The following is a 16,781-nucleotide window of genomic DNA, read 5'->3' on the forward strand; positions in this document are numbered from 1 at the left end:
TACTGTGAATAAGATTGGTAAGTTGTACAGGATTAATAGTAATGTGGAGGTTAGGGGTAGGATTGGTAAGCTTTACCCTGCGTATAAGCACCCGTGGGTGATCGAACTTGGCGGTGAGGGTTCGACTGAGGTTAAGGACGGTGGAGGGGAGGGAAGAGATCACGGTGGCGCTGGTGAATAATGACTTCAAGAGCGACCCACCACAATTACTCATACCAATAGGCTTAGCTCCCGCGGGTTACTTCCCGACATCGTGAATGGCTTTTATGATTATCTATTAATTGACCTGACAAGCATCACATACAGTGTTAGGGACCTAGGCTTCCTCGTGAATGTTAGGCTCGCCATTGATTATGGTTACCTTAAACCAAGCATTGTTTTCACCCTTGACTACTCGAGGCCAGAGCACAAGTCCGTGGCTGGATCAAGGATTGAGTGGCTTAGGGAGTTGGGCTAAATAATCATTAAGCGCCTTAGGCGTTTAGCACCCACAGAGGGGGCGGCCGCGACGTCGAATCACAACCACTTGATAATTAGGTTATTCGAGACAAGGAATAGGGTTGAGTGGGTAATAAGGTACGCGGAGCAGAACGAAATAATCGAGGGATTGAGGGGATGAGTTGAAACCAGCATGAAGAGGTAAAAACATCCCACTTTTAGGTCAAAACTAATTTTAGAACCTTCTCATTCCTTAACATCGTCCTTGGGCAGTAAATGCATGAGGCATGCATGATGTCGATACCTCATTTTGCGTTATTCGTGGGGATTAAAAATTATTATTATTTTTAATTTTAAGGACTTTATTCATCACCTCATGCAGGTGGCGGTAGACCTGCGAAGAAGGCTATTGATAGCGCCAATGCTATTAGTATTATTATTGTCAACGACACCACATATGCAGCAATCATACGGCCAGCCTTGATCTCGGCAAGTGTCTTAAACCTGGTCGTTAGACCTATTGACATGAAGGTTAGGGCGAAGAAGAAGTACCTGAACAACTCCGTCTGTGGCGTTATACCACCTGTCATGAACTTCCAAGATGCAGCGGCGCCTACTGCGAAGCCGATACCCCACAGTATTAGCCACGTGGCTAAATACCCAAGGACAAACTTGGGGAACCTAAACCAAATCTGAATCGCAGGAACTTTCTCTCCAGGCTTTCTCTCTACCCTGGTTACCCATATCACGGCCAGTATGAATGCCCACAGCCCAATCCATATGTCGATAAACACCTTAGTCATGACCGCGGTTGTTAACACCCAACTCTTATAGACAGCAAGACCTGATTGGGCACTAATTAGGGCGTCAGCTAAGGCACCGCTGGCCGCAGCAGCGCCATCGGTCTTAACGGACAAGCCCATCCAGGCGCCAGCCGCGTATGGCGCCCATTTCAGGAACGTAGCAGCCACAAAAGGTAGTACTACCAATTCCACGGCAGCAAATAGCACGATTATTGATGCGACGGTGGCCGGTACTATTGACGGAGCGCCTATCGCCGCGGCGGTGGCTATGGCCGCCGACACGCCACATATACTGACGCCGGACGCCAATGTTGCTGCCCACTTAATATCTAACTTAAACACCTTATAAGATATTAAGTAAGAGATTGGCCAGTAGATTAGGTAGGCGGCGACTATGGCTATTAACGACCTCTCCACAAGCCTACGGCCAGCGATATGTACCTAAGGGATGAAGCACCGATTAACGCTCCGAGGAGGACTATGGCGGTCTTTATGTACCACTCGGTCCTAGCCCCGGTCTCCAAAACCGCTGGTAATTTCTTGTAAAATACTACGTTGGATATGAATAAACCTATGAGGAGTAGGTATATTAGTATACCGTCTGCCCCCACGGGTATTGACCAGTTAATGTGAAGCTTTGCATACTGGTCAGGCGTGGCATTGAAATATGCATAGCCGAAGAGCCACCAGAAGCCGAAGGTTAGTATGAACATTATTGTGAAACCAGCCAGGAACCTCTTGACATTATGCCCCATTAGCCAGGCTGCGAAGGTGAGGATTGCAAGCAGGAATATGTAGAAGAAGAGCACGCTAAGTACTGGGCTCAGGCCCTGGTATGCCTTAGTCATGGTTAGTGCTTGCCCGACAATTATAATGCTCTTTGAGGGGTCTAGCCACGGTGCCGAGACCCTGGGGACCCAGCCAAGTAGGTAGATGCCGTAATAGCCAGGTAGTGATAGGAAGAAGATTAGAAGTCCAATCCACAATGCCCACCAATCCTCCTTCTTCCATAGCGATGACCAGTCAATCTTTACCGCTGCCTGGGTCGCCATACTTATCGTATTAGTTTTGCAGATGTCAAAAATAAGACTTATTACATTTACCTAAGGCTTTCAATGCGAAATAATATTTAAAAATCTTTAATCACATAATCAATTTTATGATTGATAATTTCAAAATTATGATAATAAATACTAATTTATCATAAATACTTTAGTTCAGTGTAAAAGCATACTTATACATTAGCTATTTTAACTTAGGAGAAATCTTTTTATATAAGTAAATTTATAGTTCATTGTGAAGGTACTGGTTAAGGTTACTAGGAATTACCAGGTCACGATACCCGCGAGCGTCAGGGAGAGGCTTGGGATAAGGATTGGTGATTTGCTAAGTGTTGAGGTTGATGGTGACCGGATTATACTTAGGAAGGTTGTTCAGGAGATACCAACGATTAGGTTGGGTAGGGAGTTGACGATTGATGATATTGATAGGCTCATTGAGGAGGGCTTGATGAGAAATGCCGGAGGCAGTGATTGATACTAATGCATTGATATTTTACATCGTTGAGGACGCTAGGGAGCACGCTAAGGCTGTTAAGGTCCTTGATGGTTTGGATAGGTGGTTTTTACCGCACATAGTTATTTATGAACTGACCTGGTTCTTTAAGTCGATTAATCTATCGAGAGAACGCGCCCTGGATATACTAAGCAGTGTAATTAGTCATAGGAAGGCAATTCTAGTATGTAATGATGATGTAATTAAGTGGGTATTACACGTAATGCGAGGTTCCGACTGGGGTCTTGGAAGTTTTAATGATTTAATGGTATTGGGGACGGCTCGTGTACTGAATAAACCATTGATTACGTTTGATGAGAAACTTAGGAGGAGGGCTAAGAGACTGGGCGTTGAAGTTCTTGAGGTTTAGTACTTTAATATGGTTGCTCTATACTGGGTCTGTATGCGATTTGTCAGGGAGTCTGCGTATAAGTTCATTAAGGACCCTGGTGACGTCAGGATCGGCGAGGTAATTAAAAGGGGTTGGATTAGCGGTGACGTTGGGATCCTCGGTGTTCCCTGGGACGGCGCAGTAGGCACCAGGCCGGGCTCAAGGCTCGCGCCGGCGAGGATTAGGTCTTGGCTATACTCATCACCGTACATACTCAATGGCATTTCAATCGTAGACCTCGGTGATGTTGACGTGGTCGTCGGTGATCATGACGAGACCTGGCGTAGGGTTGAGGAGACAGTTAGTGAGGCCCTGGGACTTGTTAGGGAATTGATCGTGATTGGCGGCGATAGTACCACGTCCTACGCCGCGTTTAGGGGGTTGAGGAGGACTATTAGCGGTGACTTGGCATACGTACTGCTTGATGCACACCCTGACGTTAGGGTCGTCACCGAGGGCTTAACGAGTGGACAGGTGATCAGGTGGATTAGGAATGTAGATCCCAACGCCTACATAGCCATAATTGGCGTTAGAACCTACTCAAATGCGCCCTACCTATTTGATGAAGCCAGGAAATTGAGTGTCGAGATCTACACAATGGACCAGGTTGATTCCCTGGGCATCAATGAGGTGATTAAGGAAATCACGAACAAAATCGGCAATAGGACCACGCACCTAAGCATTAACCTAGACGTCGTAGACCCAGCCTACGCACCAGGCGTCAACAGCCCATCACCCGGTGGCTTCACGTCCAGGGAAGCCATAAAGCTCATCCACGAACTAAGCACAAGGCTAAAACCCAGGATCTTCGACGTAGTCGAGGTAACACCACCCTTCGACATAAACGACATAACAAGCATGCTCGCATCAACACTAATAACCAACGCCATATGGGTTAGTAAGACGCGACCTTTTAACTAGGATTATGGTAATGTTAATTTTAAATTGAAATTTGAAAACTATTCAAATGCTGCAGATCACTTAATGTATTTCCTAAGTCTATTCTCAGCCTCCTCCCAATTTAGTACATTCCAAATAGCATCTATGTAACCGTTCCTGTTATTTTTATATTGGAGGTAATAAGCATGTTCAAATTCGTCGATTATGAGTAGGATTGGTAGTTCTGCGATGTGTTGGTTGTAGTGGTTTTCGAAGGTTGTGAATTCTAGGTTTCCGGTTTCTGGGTCGTAGTATAGTACTGTCCATCCGCAGCCTGGTAGTGATCTCATGACTTCGGTGAATAGTGCTTTGAATTTGTCGAAGCTTCCGAATTGCTTTGTTATTAAGTCGCCTAGGTAGCCGCCTGGTTTTCCGCCGCCCTTTCCTGGTGGTGCCATTGAGTGCCAGTAGAGTGTGTGTAGTTTGTGTCCGTTTACGTTGAAGAAGAGGTTCCTTAGTAGTCCCTGTATGTCGTAGCTCGTCACCTCACCCTTTATTATCTTCTCGAGCCTTTCTATTGTTGCGTTTGCCCCATTCACATAGCCCTTATGGTGCCCATTATAATGTACGTCAATTACTTGACCGCTTATGTGGGGCTCAAGGGCATTTATTGAATATGGTAGTGGTGGTAGTTCATACCTTTTGAAGAGTGTTGCTGGGAGACTCATCAAGCCCTTGTGTGGGTTGGACTTATTAAATGTTGCCTTTTCATTATTTTGGCTGGGGTTGATAAAGTGCTAATGATCATACTATACGTAATTGCTGGATTCCTTTCCGTATTAGTTGGTGGTTGGCTCTTTACCAACGCCATGGAATACATTAGTTATAGGTACAGGTTGGTACCTCCTTCGTTGGCGCCATTTTGTCGCCAATCCTCACATCACTGCCGGAGTTGATAGTGTTTTTGGTAGCCCTCCTGCTTTATGGTGATGCTTCAGGTGAGGATGTTGCTGTGGGCACAATCATTGGTGAACCGTTTGTGGTATCCACAATTATATACCCGCTGATATTCATTATAGCCGCCGTTGGGTTTTATCTGAAGCGTAGGGGTGATGTTGTTCTCGAGGTCGATAGGGTATTAGTGATACCCTTCGCGGTTGTTATAGCGTTATTCCCCACGGTACTCTTGCCCGCCCTCATTAAGTCACCGTTAATCAGGTTCTCAATAGCTGTGTCTTTAATCGTGGTCTACCTATTGTATATTCATGTCATGAGGGGTCGACAGGGCATCGTGATAGAGGATTATGAGGGACTATACGCGCTTAAAATCGTTAAAGGGATTAGGGTTAGAGAATGGTTACTGCTCACTCTTCAACTTGGCATTTCAGTGGTATTGTTGTTCATTGGCTCAAATGCATGGTGGAGGGCATCATTGACTTATCCAGAAGCCTGACGCTTGATGTGATGGGGTTGTCAATAATCATAATACCAACGGCCACGGTTCTCCCTGAGTCAATAACCGCGGTTATATGGACGTGGAGGGAGCGTGATACCATGGCCGTCGCCGCATTAATTGGCGAAAAAGTCCTGTACTCAACGGTCTACCCAGCCCTGGCACTGCTTACCACCAGGTGGTTATTAAGTATTGAAGCCATAATCGGCGTTATTGTGGTTGAGGTGGTGTCAGCAATAATGCTTTACCACGTTATTAAGGGAAGGCTTACCTGGGACGTGGCAGTGATCGGGCTGGCTGGTTACCTGGTCTACATCCTTGTCCTAATTAATCATGGTATTTAATGCCCATGAATGATCAACGATTAGTAAGGACTACGATCCACTGATGATTAATGAGGCGCTCCAGCCGATGAAAATAGCCGAGAGGGCTTGAGTTACGAGAGAAATAACCGTAAGTGGGAAGTGCCTGGTTCGGCGTTGAAGTTCTCATTAACCCTGCACACTAGGCCAATGGTGGTCATGGGCTATAAACGCCTAACGCAGTAACTTAACCACGTACCTCATCACCCTACTCAGCGTTATTTCTCTCTCGCCAACCTCGTCACCGCATGCGTATCTGACCCTCACGGTCTTTGACCCCTCGCTCGTGATTACATATGTCACGCGTTACCTCGGCTTAAATAAGTCGTTGCTCAGTGTCCTTACCTGCTTGATGGCTTTGACGTCCTCATCTGAGTCCTCGGTGTGGTGGTTTTGATTGGCCCTGGGCACGTGTAGTGCCTTATTAATCCAGTTGAGGATTCAGTAATCAGTATGTCCAGTGCTCTGGACGAGCTTAGTGAACCCAACATGGAGCTTTTGAGAAGGAATAAATTCTGCATGGGCATTAAGCGTGGCAGGGAGCATCAATGTGGTAGCGATGCTGATGAAAACGCCATAAACAAAGCCGTTGAATTACTGGCCGAAGCTGTTAGGCGAATTCTGAGGTGGAGGGTTTGGGACTCATGGTGGGTTGAGGAGATAATGGATGAATGGCTGGAGAAACGGGATAGGCTTGAGGTCCAGTTAAGGGGCAAGTACAGCGAGGAGGTCATAAATGACCTCCTAGGACTAGTCGATAAGTTCGTAAGTTATAATGAGCGGTTCTTGAACTACTGGCGTGAAGTCGGCAGCGAGGTCAGGAAATTAATTGATGATTTGCTGAGTGGTAGGGCTGAGGTCATTATTTGGGAGGGTGAGAAGGGGATAAGCGTGCATGGAGAACACGTGACGTTAGAAGTGAATAAAAGCACCGGTGGTATAACGGTTTGTTTGGTGCTTAGCGACCTTGGGGGCGTGACGATTAGGATACCTGGTGTGTTTGCAATGACGATGAGTAAGGAGGAGTACGAGAAGTTCATCAATGGGGTGCTCAGGGCATTACGTGGAGGCCTTGAGGAGGCTGATGGGGTTGTTTTTAAGGGTAAGGCGGCCATGGGAACAACGCAGATCTGGCAAGTAATTGCTTGGGCGCTACTTTATCCAAGTGTGCATGTTCTTATAGATGCAATTAATGTCAATGAGAGTGATGTATCAATAACCTGGTACTTGAAGACGACGGTAGAAGCACTTAAAGGCAAGATCCTCAAGAACGTTGGTAAGCTCAGCAAGGAGGAGGTTTTAGCATTCATGTTCACTGCTGTATTAGGTGATGGTAGTGCGGAGATTATAAAAGTTATAAGGAATGGTCATGTTTACGATGAGGCTGTGATTAAAATGACAATGTCAGATGAGAGGTATAAAGTGTGGGAGCCGCTTTTTGAGAGGTTGGAGAGCATGGGCTTTAGGAATGGCAAGCCTAGCTTAAGCAATAGTAATGTGGTCAATGTGAGGTTTTACGGAAGCAATGCCATTGGCTTGGCGAGGGCTATGATAAATGTCCTGCCGCCTGTGTTACGTGACATATTCGATGCCCTAAACTTCGAGAAGTGGCTGAATTTACGGCGAATAGCCGAAATGGAGTTGAAGTTCAGAAAGGGCGAGATGCAAGTAGACGTGACTGGCTATAAGTTCACAGTGTGTGCTCGAAAGAGGACCGTTGTGTTGATACACCAAGTAAGGGATAGGGTTGAGGCCGAGAAGGTCATTAATGCATTAAAGGCTAAATACGGCAATGAGTTTCACGCCTACATTAATAAGAGGGGTAAATACTTAGCCGTCATAGTACCAGCATATGTGGTTGAAAAGTACGACGACATTAAGGAGCAAGTCATTGAAGTGCTACGTAGGAAGCTCGAGAAAACAAAGGACGAGAAGAAAAAAAGAGGAAATAGCTAAAGCCATAAAGAGGTTGGCACCCACAGAGGGAGACGGCAGCGGTCAGCGGCCCATTTTCCTAACCAATATAAGTATTTGTTCGCCCAATGATAATTCCATCATTAACACTTAAAACTTAATATTAAGGTATATTAAGTCTTGTCTACATGCCTAGGGCTTTACTTGGACGTGTTTGGGTTGGTGATGGTGAGCCTGTTAGGATTGTTGGCGTTATTAATGTTAGTCCTGAGTCCTTCTTTAAGGGTTCGGTTAGGAGGTCTGTTGATGAGGTTGTTAAGGCTGCCGAGTCCATGATCGCCAATGGCGTTGATGTTATTGACATTGGTGGTATGTCCACGGCACCGTATAACAAGACCGTGATAAGCGCCGATGAGGAGATCAATAGGGTGGTACCAGTGATCAAGGCCTTGAAGAGTGAGTTTCCAGAGTTGACAATATCCATCGATACCTTCAGGGCTGGGGTTGCCGAGGCCGCGCTGGAGGCTGGTGCTGACGTTGTTAATGACGTGACTGGTTTGAAGGGTGATAGGGACATTGTGCGTGTCATAGCCGACCACGGAGCCTCGGTAATAATCATGGCCAGGGAGAGGGCGCCTAGCCAGGGTGATCCTATTAGTAGGACTGTGAATGCCCTGAGGGAGAGCATTGAGGCGGCGTTGGGTAGTGGCGTTAAGGATGATGGCATAGTAATCGACCCTGGAGTTGGCGCCTGGCCGCCGTTGAGTATAGACCCAATCCTCACTGGTGGTGAGCCATTGAGGGGTGACTACATACGTGGCGATAAGACCTATCCCTGGTACTCCTGGGACTCAATAATAATAACGGGCATTGGCAGGATAAGAAGCGAGTTGAACAGACCAGTCCTCGTGGGTATTTCCAGGAAGTCCTTCCTAGAGCGTTTAATGCGTAGGAGGGCCCCACCCGAGGAGAGGCTGTTCGCGTCAGTAGCCGCTGAGGCGATTGCCGTGCTTATGGGCGCGGATGCCGTTAGGACGCATAACATTGGCGAGAGTAGGGATGCCGTTAGGGTTGCCGAGGCCCTTAGGCAATGCCTGGGTAAGGACCCGAGTAAGTGCAATGAGGAGTTGATTAGGCTTGTCAATGCCGGTAATCGTTAAAATTAATTAGGGGAGCGGAATTCCGTGGGTAGTATTGATAGGGCTAGGGAGGTTGCGGCCAGGGAGGCACTTAAGTACGTCAGGAGTGGTCAAGTGATTGGCGTCGGTACTGGCTCGACGGCGATGCTCTTCCTTAGGGAGCTCCATAAATCAATAATCAATGGCGCGGTGAGTAACGTCCTTCTCGTCCCAACATCGACGGAGACCGAGATCGAGATCGTGAGGCTTGGGTTGGTTAATCTATTGCGCTACCCCTGGCAAGTCGACCACATCGACGTAGCAATCGATGGTGCCGATGAGGTTGATTATGGGAAGAATTTAATTAAGGGTGGTGGTGCGGCCCTGACGAGGGAGAAGATAATTGATTACTGGGCTAGGGAGTTCATAGTGATTGTTGATGAGTCCAAGGTTTTCAACTCAATACCAAGTAAGCACCCAATACCCATTGAGGTAATACCCTTTGCCTGGTCCATAGTTAGGACTAGACTCGAGGAGCTTGGTGGGACTGCTGAGCTTAGGTTTGGTAGTGGTAAGAGGGGTCCCGTGGTGACTGATAATGGTAACTACATAATTGACTACATGCCCAAATCCGTGATAAACATTGAGGAGTTAGAGAGGGTAATTAAGGAGATACCTGGCGTTGTCGAGGTCGGCATATTTAATGGCAAGAGAGTTTCCAGGGTAATAATCGGTAAGGTGGACGGGTCCGTAATCACTATGGATTAATCCTTAAGTCAACGAGACTTGAAAGTTCGTCAATCGCATTTACTAGCCTTGTTATTGCCTCATTATGTGATTGAGCTCCTGAAACGTACTTACTGATTATGTCATAGACGCGTGTGGTTATCTTACCACAATTTCTACATGCATTATTAGCATTAGCCACTACGTAGGTATCATAGGCGAGTATTGCTATTAACTGCGCAATTGATGAATTAACCTCATGAAGCTTCATTGCGGAGTTAGCACTCATTGAATTGATATCCTCCTGAAAACCACTTGTTGGTATGTTCTGGACCGTGGACGGCATTGCCAGCTCCCTTAGTCTCGCCGATAATGCGGCAGCGGTGTATTGAGTTAGCATTAGACCAACACGCCAGGGACCATTGGCAAGATAGTTATTGACGCGTTAATCTCCCTCCTAAGTAATTGAGCGATTTGCCTCTCGATTAAATTACCAAGCACGGCGAGCGAGGTGCTGAGTAGATCCGTTGATAGTGCTATGTATTGGCCGTGGAAGTGGCAGGTTGAGTAAACGCTATTATTAATTATTATTGGATTATCGCTCACCGAGTTAACTTCATTTAATACATTACGCAGCGCCCAACTAAGCGCATCGAGTACCGAACCAAGCACTTGGGGCATGCACCTTATTGAGTATGGGTCCTGAACCCTACCGCTAGTATTCACGTTCCTGCTATCGACCAATAACTCACTAATGACCTTTGCAACCTCAAGTTCACCCCTATGTAACTTTACGGAATTAGCTTCAACACTTAATGGGGCTGAGCCTGCCCGCGCCGTCTCAATCATAAGCGCCATAACGGCCACGGCAGCCTTCAACAATCTATACGAGTCCCAAATGCCTAATGATGCAATGGCTGCGCTATAGCTGGTCCCGTTAATTAGCGACAGTGCCTCCTTATAACTAAGCCTTAGCTCATCAAGCCCAGCCAACTTAAGGGCCTCGGCACTGGTCATGACCCTACCCTGGTATTTAACGAACCCCCTACCCAATAGCTAATGCCACGTGAGCTAGCGGTGCTAAATCCCCTGAGGCGCCCACTGAACCGTATCTCGGGATTAATGGTGTTATCCTCATGTTTAGGAAATTAACCAGCCTATTCACGATCACCTCCCTAATACCACTGTACCCCAGGGATAATTGATGTGCTCTAATTAGCATCGTTGCCCTAACCCAATCATCAGGTGCATAATCGCCAACGCCAGTTGCATGGTCGATGAGCATCTCCAGCGAGTACTTAGCCACGTCCTCCGGGTTAACAGTAACATTGTATAGGTCGCCAAGTCCTGTATTAACGCCGTATATCCTCACATTGCCATGAATGAGCTCCTCAAGGACCTTACGGGACCGCCCCATAGCACTTAGGGCCTCATTACTTATCTCGACTTCCTCGTAATTCCTGGAAACTTCGACAATATCCGTTAAAGACAAGTACATGCCTGTTCCTATTTTTACGACCATACAGGTAAGGCACTAAAGTTAAAATATTAATTCATTTCCTTAGTATAATTGCTTAGAGATATGGAGTATTCCTAATTTATTTATCATATATTATTTTATTTTCTTCAAGGGTCATTTTACGCCGAAATCTATTACTAATAACTTATAAATATATTTCATGAAAGTTTACATTAATTTTACTAAAATTATTACGTACATATTCTTCTAAACGTGATTATTTTGCATAATCTTGGTTTTTTAATTATGAGATTTAATACTATATAAATATTAATTGGTGAAATAATGTTAAAATATATATTATATAACATAAAATTTATAAATTAATAAAGTACATCGGAGTTGTATGGCTGAGGACTTTGGTATCAGGACTGATAAAGAGTTACGTAGGGCTTTGGATAGGCGTAGGTTGTTGTTTCTCTCGATTGGTGAGATAATCGGTGCTGGTTGGTTGTTTGCGCCTATGTACGCCGCATCGTACGCCGGTGGCGCCGCGTTATTGGCTTGGATAATAGCTGGGATCATAATACTGCTCATAGCGTTTGCTAATGCTGAGATCGCCTCAGCAATACCGAAGTCAGGCGCCCTCGTTAGGTACCCCCACTATGTATTTGGTGGTTTTGCGGGTTTCCTGCTTGGTTGGTCGTACTTCCTGGCAATAACTGCTGTACCACCCACGGAGGCATTAACGGCAACTAGGTACTTATCCTTCTTCTTCCCGCAATTATACAACACGCATACTGGTACTTTAACGGTACTTGGCTATGTCGTCGCTTACCTATTCCTTGCATTATTTGTTTACATAAATTATATTGGTGTTAAGGCTGTTGGGGATACTGTTTATGGTCTCGGTTGGTGGAAGTTACTAATACCTTCATTAACTGCAATAATAATGATAGCCCTTGCCTTCAACCCGGCTAATTTTACTGCTGGTGGTGGTTTCATACCGACAAGCGGCACTGCGCCATACACGGGCTGGGCGGCGGTATTCTATGCAATGCCCACTGGCGGTGTTTTGTTTGCCTACCTCGGCTTTAGGCAGGCCATTGAGTATGGCGGTGAGGGTAGGGATCCTAGTAAGGACATCCCCTTCGCGGTCATAGGTGCAATACTAATAGCAATGACTATATACATATTACTTGAGCTTGCATTCATAGGCGCGATTCACTGGGACGTAATCGGCATTAAGGAGGGCGCTTGGTCGGCATTGAGAACTTCCTCAATATCCAAGGCGCCAATGGCACAATTACTAGAGTCCCTTAAGTATGTTATACCTGCGGCCGCCGCATTCTTAGTGGCTTGGGTCATAGTATTCTTAACAGATGCCATTATATCACCTGCGGGTACAGGGTTTGTATCTACGGGAGGCGCCACCAGGGCGCTCTATGGTGTTGCAGCCGATGGTTATTTGCCGTCTTGGTTCCTTGAATTAAGCCGTACAAGAATTCCGAAGTGGTCGCTCATTACAATAGCAATACTTGGTGCCCTATACCTACTACCATTCCCGACCTGGCAATCAATAGTTTCGTTCACAACGGTTGGTAGGGTGCTCACGTATATGGTCGTTGGCGGCATAGCCGTGCAGGCACTAAGGAGGACCGCACCTGATCTTCCTCGCCCATTCAAGCTATGGGCTGCATCGGTATTGGCACCAATAGCCACGCTTATGGCATCTCTGGTAATTTATTGGTCAGGGTTTAGTACGGTGTCTAAGTTCTTCCTGGCAGCATTTGTAGGGTTGCCTATTTACTTCGGTTATTATGCATATAAGAGACTGAATGTAAATCTCCCCGTATCATTAACCCTAGGTCTTGTCGATGCCATAGGCATAGCCGCAGCTTTTTCACTCTTTTATAGCCTGACCAAGGGATTAAAGGTTTATAATGACATGGGCCTATTGATATACGTCGTTGTCACGGCTGTGTTAATATACGTTAGTATGGCCATGCTTTATAGGCTGGGCAGTGATTACTTAAGGAGGGAGTTCAAGGCTGGTGTTTGGCTACCAACGTACATGATTGTAATAACAATACTCTCTTATTATGGCTCCTTCGGTCTGCATAAGATAATACCGTTCCCAGTGGATACGATAATCGCCGCAATAGTAACGTTAGTATTCCATTACTGGGCTGTATATAGTGCATTCAGGACGAAGGCCATAGATCAGATAATGGAGGGAATGAAAAGGTAACGAAAACCAGGTTGATAGTGGAAATAAAAATTAAATTCTTTATTCAATTCATAGTTTATCGTGAGCGCCAACATGGGTACCAATTACTTTATTGATCTGATGCCCCTTATTCAGGAGGCTTGGGAATTCACTAGGAGGATGGAATCGTTAGGCTACGTTATTAGAACCCCCCTCTATAAATCGGAGCACTTATCAGGTAATGGTTTAAATGTTTACCTGAAGCTGGAGAATCTACAGAGGAGTGGTAGCTTTAAGGTTAGGGGCGTGTTCTTCGCCGTCCATAAATACATGCGTGATGGTTACGAGCACTTCCTAACGGTATCCACCGGTAATCATGCCGTCGCATTGGCATACGTAGCCAGCATATTGAGGGTTAGGGCTACCGTAGTTGTTCCAGAATCAACGCCGAGGTCTAAGGTCGAGGACATGGAGAGGTACGGCGCTGAGGTTATTAAGTACGGTAGGTCATACGTTGAAGCTGAGAGGAAGGCTATCGAGATAGTCTCGGGCAATCCAAGGATTAAGTTCGTACATACATTTAATGACCATTACATAATTGCTGGGCATACAACCATTGGGCTTGAGATACTTGAGGACTTGCCTAACGTCGATGTTATTCTCATACCACTCGGTGGCGGCGCCTTACCGGCGGGCGTCTCCTATCTATTGAGGCATGTCAAGCCTGACACTAAGGTCTATGGGGTACAGCCTGAGAGTGCACCATTTTACGCATTGTCACTTAAGGAGGGTAAGCCCGTGATACTTAGTAATATTAAGACGATTGCTGATGGGCTTGCTTCCAGGCCCGGCGAGATACCCTTTGAGTACATAAGGCGTTACCTAGACGGCGTGCTCCTGGTTAATGAGGGTGATATTGAGAGGTCCATATACCTACTGCTTAAGTATGAGCACGTTGTCGCTGAGGGGGCTGGCGCCATAGCAATAGGCCTATAATAAATGGCGACTTAATTAGGAAGCTTGACCAGGGTGGTTCTCATAACGTGGTTGCCGTGATAACAGGTAGCCATATCGATATAGATAGGTTAAGGAGTATACTCGAGAATGAGAGGATTTACGAAACACACTGACTCAATGCCCTTATTCCCTCCTTTATCGCCTTCTCACTCTCCTTCGCAAACGTTAATCTCAGGTGGTTTTTGCCTCCCTCTCCGAAGGCTGAGCCTGGCACTGCAGCTACGTGGCATTGTCTTAGTAATTTCATGACGAAGTCTACATCACTCATACCGAGTTTTCTTAAGTATGGTTCCATATTTGGGAACATGAATAACCCAGCCTTTGGCTTTACCACCACGGTTTCTGGTAGGTGTTCCCTTATGGCTTTATACATGGTCTCCATCCTCGACTTGTAAATCGGCAGAGTCTCGCTTAGGTACTTCTCCTTGTACTTCCTCAGGTATAGTAATCCGACGTACTGGGCAGGTGTCGGTGGGTTTAGGTTTGTGTACTGCTTAACCCTGTTGAAGACCTTCATGAAGTCTTCATGTGCTATTACGTAGCCCAGTCTCCATCCTGGCAGTGCTGGTCCTTAGAGAATGTGTTTAGGGCTATCACATTCTCTAGGCTGTACCTAATGGCATATGTGTGTGTTCCCTCGTAGTACAGGTGCTATATGCTTCATCGTAGATGAGAAATGCATCGTAATCACGGGCTAGGTCAACCAACAACTTAATCATTGAGTCGCTGAGGACCCTACCCGTTGGGTTGTCCGGGTTTACGGCTATTATCGCCTTAACCCTCCTGCTCATCACAGCCTTAACATCCTCCTCACCAGGCTCCCAACCAAGCTCCTCCCTAGCCCTAACCCTGACCACCCTACCGCCCAGGTAATTAATGACTGGCTCATACATTAGGTATGTTGGTCGAAGAGTATGACCTCATCACCATCATCAATAATCGTCATGAACGCCGCCAATATAGCCTCGGCAGAACCTGCCGTGACAGAGACATTACTACTGCTTATCTTAACCCCTGAATACCTCGAGTAGTCCTCGGCTATGGCCTCCCTTAACTCCACAATACCACTACTTGGCGTATACATGCTATACTCAAAGGGTCTCTCAAGAAGCTCCTTCGTAAACTCAAGAAGCAATTCCCTACTAGGTGGAAGACCGGGCTGGCCAATATGGAAACTATAGACCTTAATACCCGACCTTTCAAGTTTAACAACCTCCTCATTAACACCCCTAATGGCGGACCCTGGGAATGCACCGCTCCTCTTCGAGATCCTCACGGCACGTAGGAAATAGCACGTGTTTATAAAGGTTACTCCTGTTAAATATATATCATTATATTTTACTCATAATATCTATATATTTCAAGCCACTTCCTGTTAGAATTATCACGACATCTTCATCATCACCTAGATAATTATTCTCCCGCAACTTAACATAACCTGAAAGGGCTATTGCGCTACTTGGCTCAACGATAAATCCCCTCCTTAACAGGAACTTCCACGACTGAAGAAGTTCATCATCGGTAATCACCAATACATCGCCATTACTCCACCTAATTGCCTTAACCATCTGCTCAATCCTTGGCGGATTAGATACCCTTAATGCATCGGCGAGTCTTGCGGGTTCCCTTACATAATCGCCATGTATCTTCTCATAGAGACTTGCAAACCCCTGGGCCTGCGCAGCGTATAGTCGCGGCACTTTATTAATAAGGCCGAGACTTAGTAACTCGTTAAAGCCAATCCATAGGCCAAGGAGTAAGGTGCCTGCTGACGTTGGTAAGATTACGGCGTCAGGGGCATGCCCCAGTTGATCAAGTAATTCGTATGCCAAGGTCTTCGTGCCCTGCAGAAACCAGGGATTCCACGCATGCCCAATATATGCTTCGCCGGGTCTCACAGACTCTATGGCTAACCTACCCGCCTCAGCCCTGGATGAGGCCTCGATTAATTCAGCCCCTAGTGATCTTATGAGACTCTTCTTCCCCTCAGGCGCGTCCTTGGGTACATATATTCTAGCCCTAATGCCAGCCGCAGCCGCGTAAGCTGCTATGGATATACCGGCATTACCGCTTGAGTCTTCGACTACGGTATTGGCGCCAAACTCCAGGGCTTTAGATACGGCGACGGCAGAGCCCTATCCTTAAATGAGCCAGTTGGATTGAGGTACTCAAGCTTTAGGTAGGTATTTTTGCCGAGAAAGCTGGCATTAATCAATGGCGTATAGCCCTCACCAAGGGTAACCACAGGCCTTGCCGGTATTACGCTGGAGAATCTCCATAAATCCCTACGTTCACTAAGTGTAAGTTTCAAGCTATCAATAATCAGGTCAAGTGGACCACCACATTTAGGGCAGCGCCAAAGCCATGATGATGCCTCAGTTGTATAGCCACACCTTGAACACCTGTACCATACCTTCATACATTAATTCATTAATTCTTAGGATTAAATTAACTTTTC

Annotated in this window: 18 protein-coding genes and 3 pseudogenes; 12 read left to right on the forward strand and 9 right to left on the reverse strand. The window is 46.2% G+C overall.

The window, feature by feature from the left end; genetic code table 11:
* Positions 1-4: 4 nt before the first annotated feature.
* Positions 5-181, forward strand: a complete 177-nt coding sequence (locus JCM14467_RS18330) for a hypothetical protein (protein ID WP_252901528.1) — start codon at positions 5-7, stop codon at positions 179-181.
* 72 nt (positions 182-253) lie between these two features.
* Positions 254-457 (forward strand): hypothetical protein, encoded by a 204-nt coding sequence (locus tag JCM14467_RS11955; protein WP_252901529.1) that lies wholly within the window; start codon positions 254-256, stop codon positions 455-457.
* A 355-nt stretch (positions 458-812) separates the two neighbouring features.
* Here the strand turns inward: JCM14467_RS11955 and JCM14467_RS18335 are convergent, their stop codons facing one another.
* Complete coding sequence (locus tag JCM14467_RS18335) at positions 813-1,658, reverse strand: putative sulfate exporter family transporter (RefSeq protein ID WP_252901530.1); 846 nt, start codon at positions 1,656-1,658, stop codon at positions 813-815.
* Positions 1,643-2,293, reverse strand: coding sequence for a hypothetical protein (locus JCM14467_RS18340; RefSeq protein WP_252901531.1), 651 nt, complete (start codon positions 2,291-2,293; stop codon positions 1,643-1,645). Before JCM14467_RS18340 ends, JCM14467_RS18335 begins: the two co-directional genes overlap by 16 nt.
* Positions 2,294-2,537: 244 nt before the next feature.
* Between JCM14467_RS18340 and JCM14467_RS11965 the strand changes: the two genes are divergently transcribed.
* From JCM14467_RS11965 to JCM14467_RS11975, 3 genes are read left to right on the forward strand one after another with little or no spacing between them, the layout of a single operon-like run.
* Positions 2,538-2,777: an AbrB/MazE/SpoVT family DNA-binding domain-containing protein gene (locus JCM14467_RS11965; protein ID WP_054850315.1), complete on the forward strand. Its 240-nt coding sequence runs from the start codon at positions 2,538-2,540 to the stop codon at positions 2,775-2,777.
* A complete protein-coding gene (locus JCM14467_RS11970; protein ID WP_054850316.1) occupies positions 2,758-3,165 on the forward strand; it encodes a PIN domain-containing protein in 408 nt (135 codons plus the stop codon). Before JCM14467_RS11965 ends, JCM14467_RS11970 begins: the two co-directional genes overlap by 20 nt.
* Positions 3,166-3,198: 33 nt before the next feature.
* A complete protein-coding gene (locus JCM14467_RS11975; protein WP_054850317.1) occupies positions 3,199-4,107 on the forward strand; it encodes an arginase family protein in 909 nt (302 codons plus the stop codon).
* A gap of 56 nt (positions 4,108-4,163) precedes the next feature.
* Here JCM14467_RS11975 and JCM14467_RS11980 read toward each other — a convergent pair whose 3' ends face one another.
* Positions 4,164-4,793 carry a superoxide dismutase gene (locus JCM14467_RS11980; RefSeq protein ID WP_054850318.1) on the reverse strand — a complete coding sequence of 210 codons (630 nt, stop codon included), beginning with the start codon at positions 4,791-4,793 and terminating at the stop codon, positions 4,164-4,166.
* 194 nt (positions 4,794-4,987) lie between these two features.
* On the opposite strand from JCM14467_RS11980, the gene JCM14467_RS18345 reads away from it, so the two are divergent.
* A complete protein-coding gene (locus JCM14467_RS18345; protein WP_252901532.1) occupies positions 4,988-5,518 on the forward strand; it encodes a hypothetical protein in 531 nt (176 codons plus the stop codon).
* Complete coding sequence (locus JCM14467_RS18350; RefSeq protein ID WP_252901533.1) at positions 5,482-5,862, forward strand: hypothetical protein; 381 nt, start codon at positions 5,482-5,484, stop codon at positions 5,860-5,862. Before JCM14467_RS18345 ends, JCM14467_RS18350 begins: the two co-directional genes overlap by 37 nt.
* Positions 5,863-6,054: 192 nt before the next feature.
* Here JCM14467_RS18350 and JCM14467_RS19550 read toward each other — a convergent pair whose 3' ends face one another.
* Positions 6,055-6,183: a hypothetical protein gene (locus JCM14467_RS19550; RefSeq protein ID WP_256359256.1), complete on the reverse strand. Its 129-nt coding sequence runs from the start codon at positions 6,181-6,183 to the stop codon at positions 6,055-6,057.
* 150 nt (positions 6,184-6,333) lie between these two features.
* Between JCM14467_RS19550 and JCM14467_RS11990 the strand changes: the two genes are divergently transcribed.
* From JCM14467_RS11990 to rpiA, 3 genes are all read left to right on the forward strand, one after another.
* Entirely contained in the window at positions 6,334-7,836 is a 1,503-nt protein-coding gene (locus JCM14467_RS11990) for a hypothetical protein (protein ID WP_054850319.1), read from the forward strand.
* Between the two features lie 146 nt (positions 7,837-7,982).
* A complete protein-coding gene (locus JCM14467_RS11995; RefSeq protein WP_054850320.1) occupies positions 7,983-8,954 on the forward strand; it encodes a dihydropteroate synthase in 972 nt (323 codons plus the stop codon).
* A gap of 24 nt (positions 8,955-8,978) precedes the next feature.
* The gene (gene rpiA / locus JCM14467_RS12000) at positions 8,979-9,680 is read left to right on the forward strand and encodes a ribose-5-phosphate isomerase RpiA (RefSeq protein WP_054850321.1); all 702 of its coding nucleotides are present in this window, start codon (positions 8,979-8,981) and stop codon (positions 9,678-9,680) included.
* Here the strand turns inward: rpiA and JCM14467_RS18355 are convergent.
* A complete protein-coding gene (locus JCM14467_RS18355) occupies positions 9,670-10,038 on the reverse strand; it encodes an aromatic amino acid lyase (protein WP_252901534.1) in 369 nt (122 codons plus the stop codon). The two genes, rpiA and JCM14467_RS18355, sit on opposite strands and share 11 nt — an antisense overlap.
* Positions 10,038-11,160, reverse strand: a pseudogene (locus JCM14467_RS20540) (aromatic amino acid ammonia-lyase). The gene JCM14467_RS18355 and the pseudogene JCM14467_RS20540 overlap by 1 nt, the downstream one beginning before the upstream one ends.
* Positions 11,161-11,503: 343 nt before the next feature.
* On the opposite strand from JCM14467_RS20540, the gene JCM14467_RS12010 reads away from it, so the two are divergent.
* Both JCM14467_RS12010 and JCM14467_RS12015 read left to right on the forward strand, forming a co-directional pair.
* Positions 11,504-13,348 carry an APC family permease gene (locus tag JCM14467_RS12010; protein WP_054850322.1) on the forward strand — a complete coding sequence of 615 codons (1,845 nt, stop codon included), beginning with the start codon at positions 11,504-11,506 and terminating at the stop codon, positions 13,346-13,348.
* Between the two features lie 99 nt (positions 13,349-13,447).
* Positions 13,448-14,302 carry a threonine/serine dehydratase gene (locus JCM14467_RS12015; RefSeq protein WP_252901535.1) on the forward strand — a complete coding sequence of 285 codons (855 nt, stop codon included), beginning with the start codon at positions 13,448-13,450 and terminating at the stop codon, positions 14,300-14,302.
* Positions 14,303-14,420: 118 nt separating this feature from the next.
* Here JCM14467_RS12015 and JCM14467_RS18360 read toward each other — a convergent pair whose 3' ends face one another.
* From JCM14467_RS18360 to JCM14467_RS12025, 3 genes and pseudogenes are all read right to left on the reverse strand, one after another.
* A complete protein-coding gene (locus tag JCM14467_RS18360; protein WP_256359257.1) occupies positions 14,421-14,885 on the reverse strand; it encodes an aminotransferase class I/II-fold pyridoxal phosphate-dependent enzyme in 465 nt (154 codons plus the stop codon).
* 40 nt (positions 14,886-14,925) lie between these two features.
* Positions 14,926-15,407 (reverse strand): annotated as a pseudogene (locus JCM14467_RS20545) (pyridoxal phosphate-dependent aminotransferase).
* Between the two features lie 247 nt (positions 15,408-15,654).
* Positions 15,655-16,742: pseudogene (locus JCM14467_RS12025) on the reverse strand (threonine synthase).
* Positions 16,743-16,781: the final 39 nt, after the last annotated feature.

Origin of the sequence: Vulcanisaeta sp. JCM 14467 (genome assembly GCF_001316245.1) — an archaeon.
Classification (GTDB): Archaea; Thermoproteota; Thermoprotei; order Thermoproteales; family Thermocladiaceae; genus Vulcanisaeta.

Bases quoted from the DNA above. Each gene is read 5' to 3' on its own strand.
- JCM14467_RS18340 (WP_252901531.1), bottom strand. From the start codon at position 2,293: ATGGCGACCCAGGCAGCGGTAAAGATTGACTGGTCATCGCTATGGAAG.
- JCM14467_RS11970 (WP_054850316.1), top strand. From the start codon at position 2,758: ATGCCGGAGGCAGTGATTGATACTAATGCATTGATATTTTACATCGTT.
- JCM14467_RS11975 (WP_054850317.1), top strand. From the start codon at position 3,199: ATGCGATTTGTCAGGGAGTCTGCGTATAAGTTCATTAAGGACCCTGGT.
- JCM14467_RS11980 (WP_054850318.1), bottom strand. From the start codon at position 4,793: ATGAGTCTCCCAGCAACACTCTTCAAAAGGTATGAACTACCACCACTA.
- JCM14467_RS18350 (WP_252901533.1), top strand. From the start codon at position 5,482: ATGGTGGAGGGCATCATTGACTTATCCAGAAGCCTGACGCTTGATGTG.
- JCM14467_RS11990 (WP_054850319.1), top strand. From the start codon at position 6,334: ATGTCCAGTGCTCTGGACGAGCTTAGTGAACCCAACATGGAGCTTTTG.
- JCM14467_RS11995 (WP_054850320.1), top strand. From the start codon at position 7,983: ATGCCTAGGGCTTTACTTGGACGTGTTTGGGTTGGTGATGGTGAGCCT.
- JCM14467_RS18355 (WP_252901534.1), bottom strand. From the start codon at position 10,038: ATGCTAACTCAATACACCGCTGCCGCATTATCGGCGAGACTAAGGGAG.
- JCM14467_RS12010 (WP_054850322.1), top strand. From the start codon at position 11,504: ATGGCTGAGGACTTTGGTATCAGGACTGATAAAGAGTTACGTAGGGCT.
- JCM14467_RS12015 (WP_252901535.1), top strand. From the start codon at position 13,448: ATGCCCCTTATTCAGGAGGCTTGGGAATTCACTAGGAGGATGGAATCG.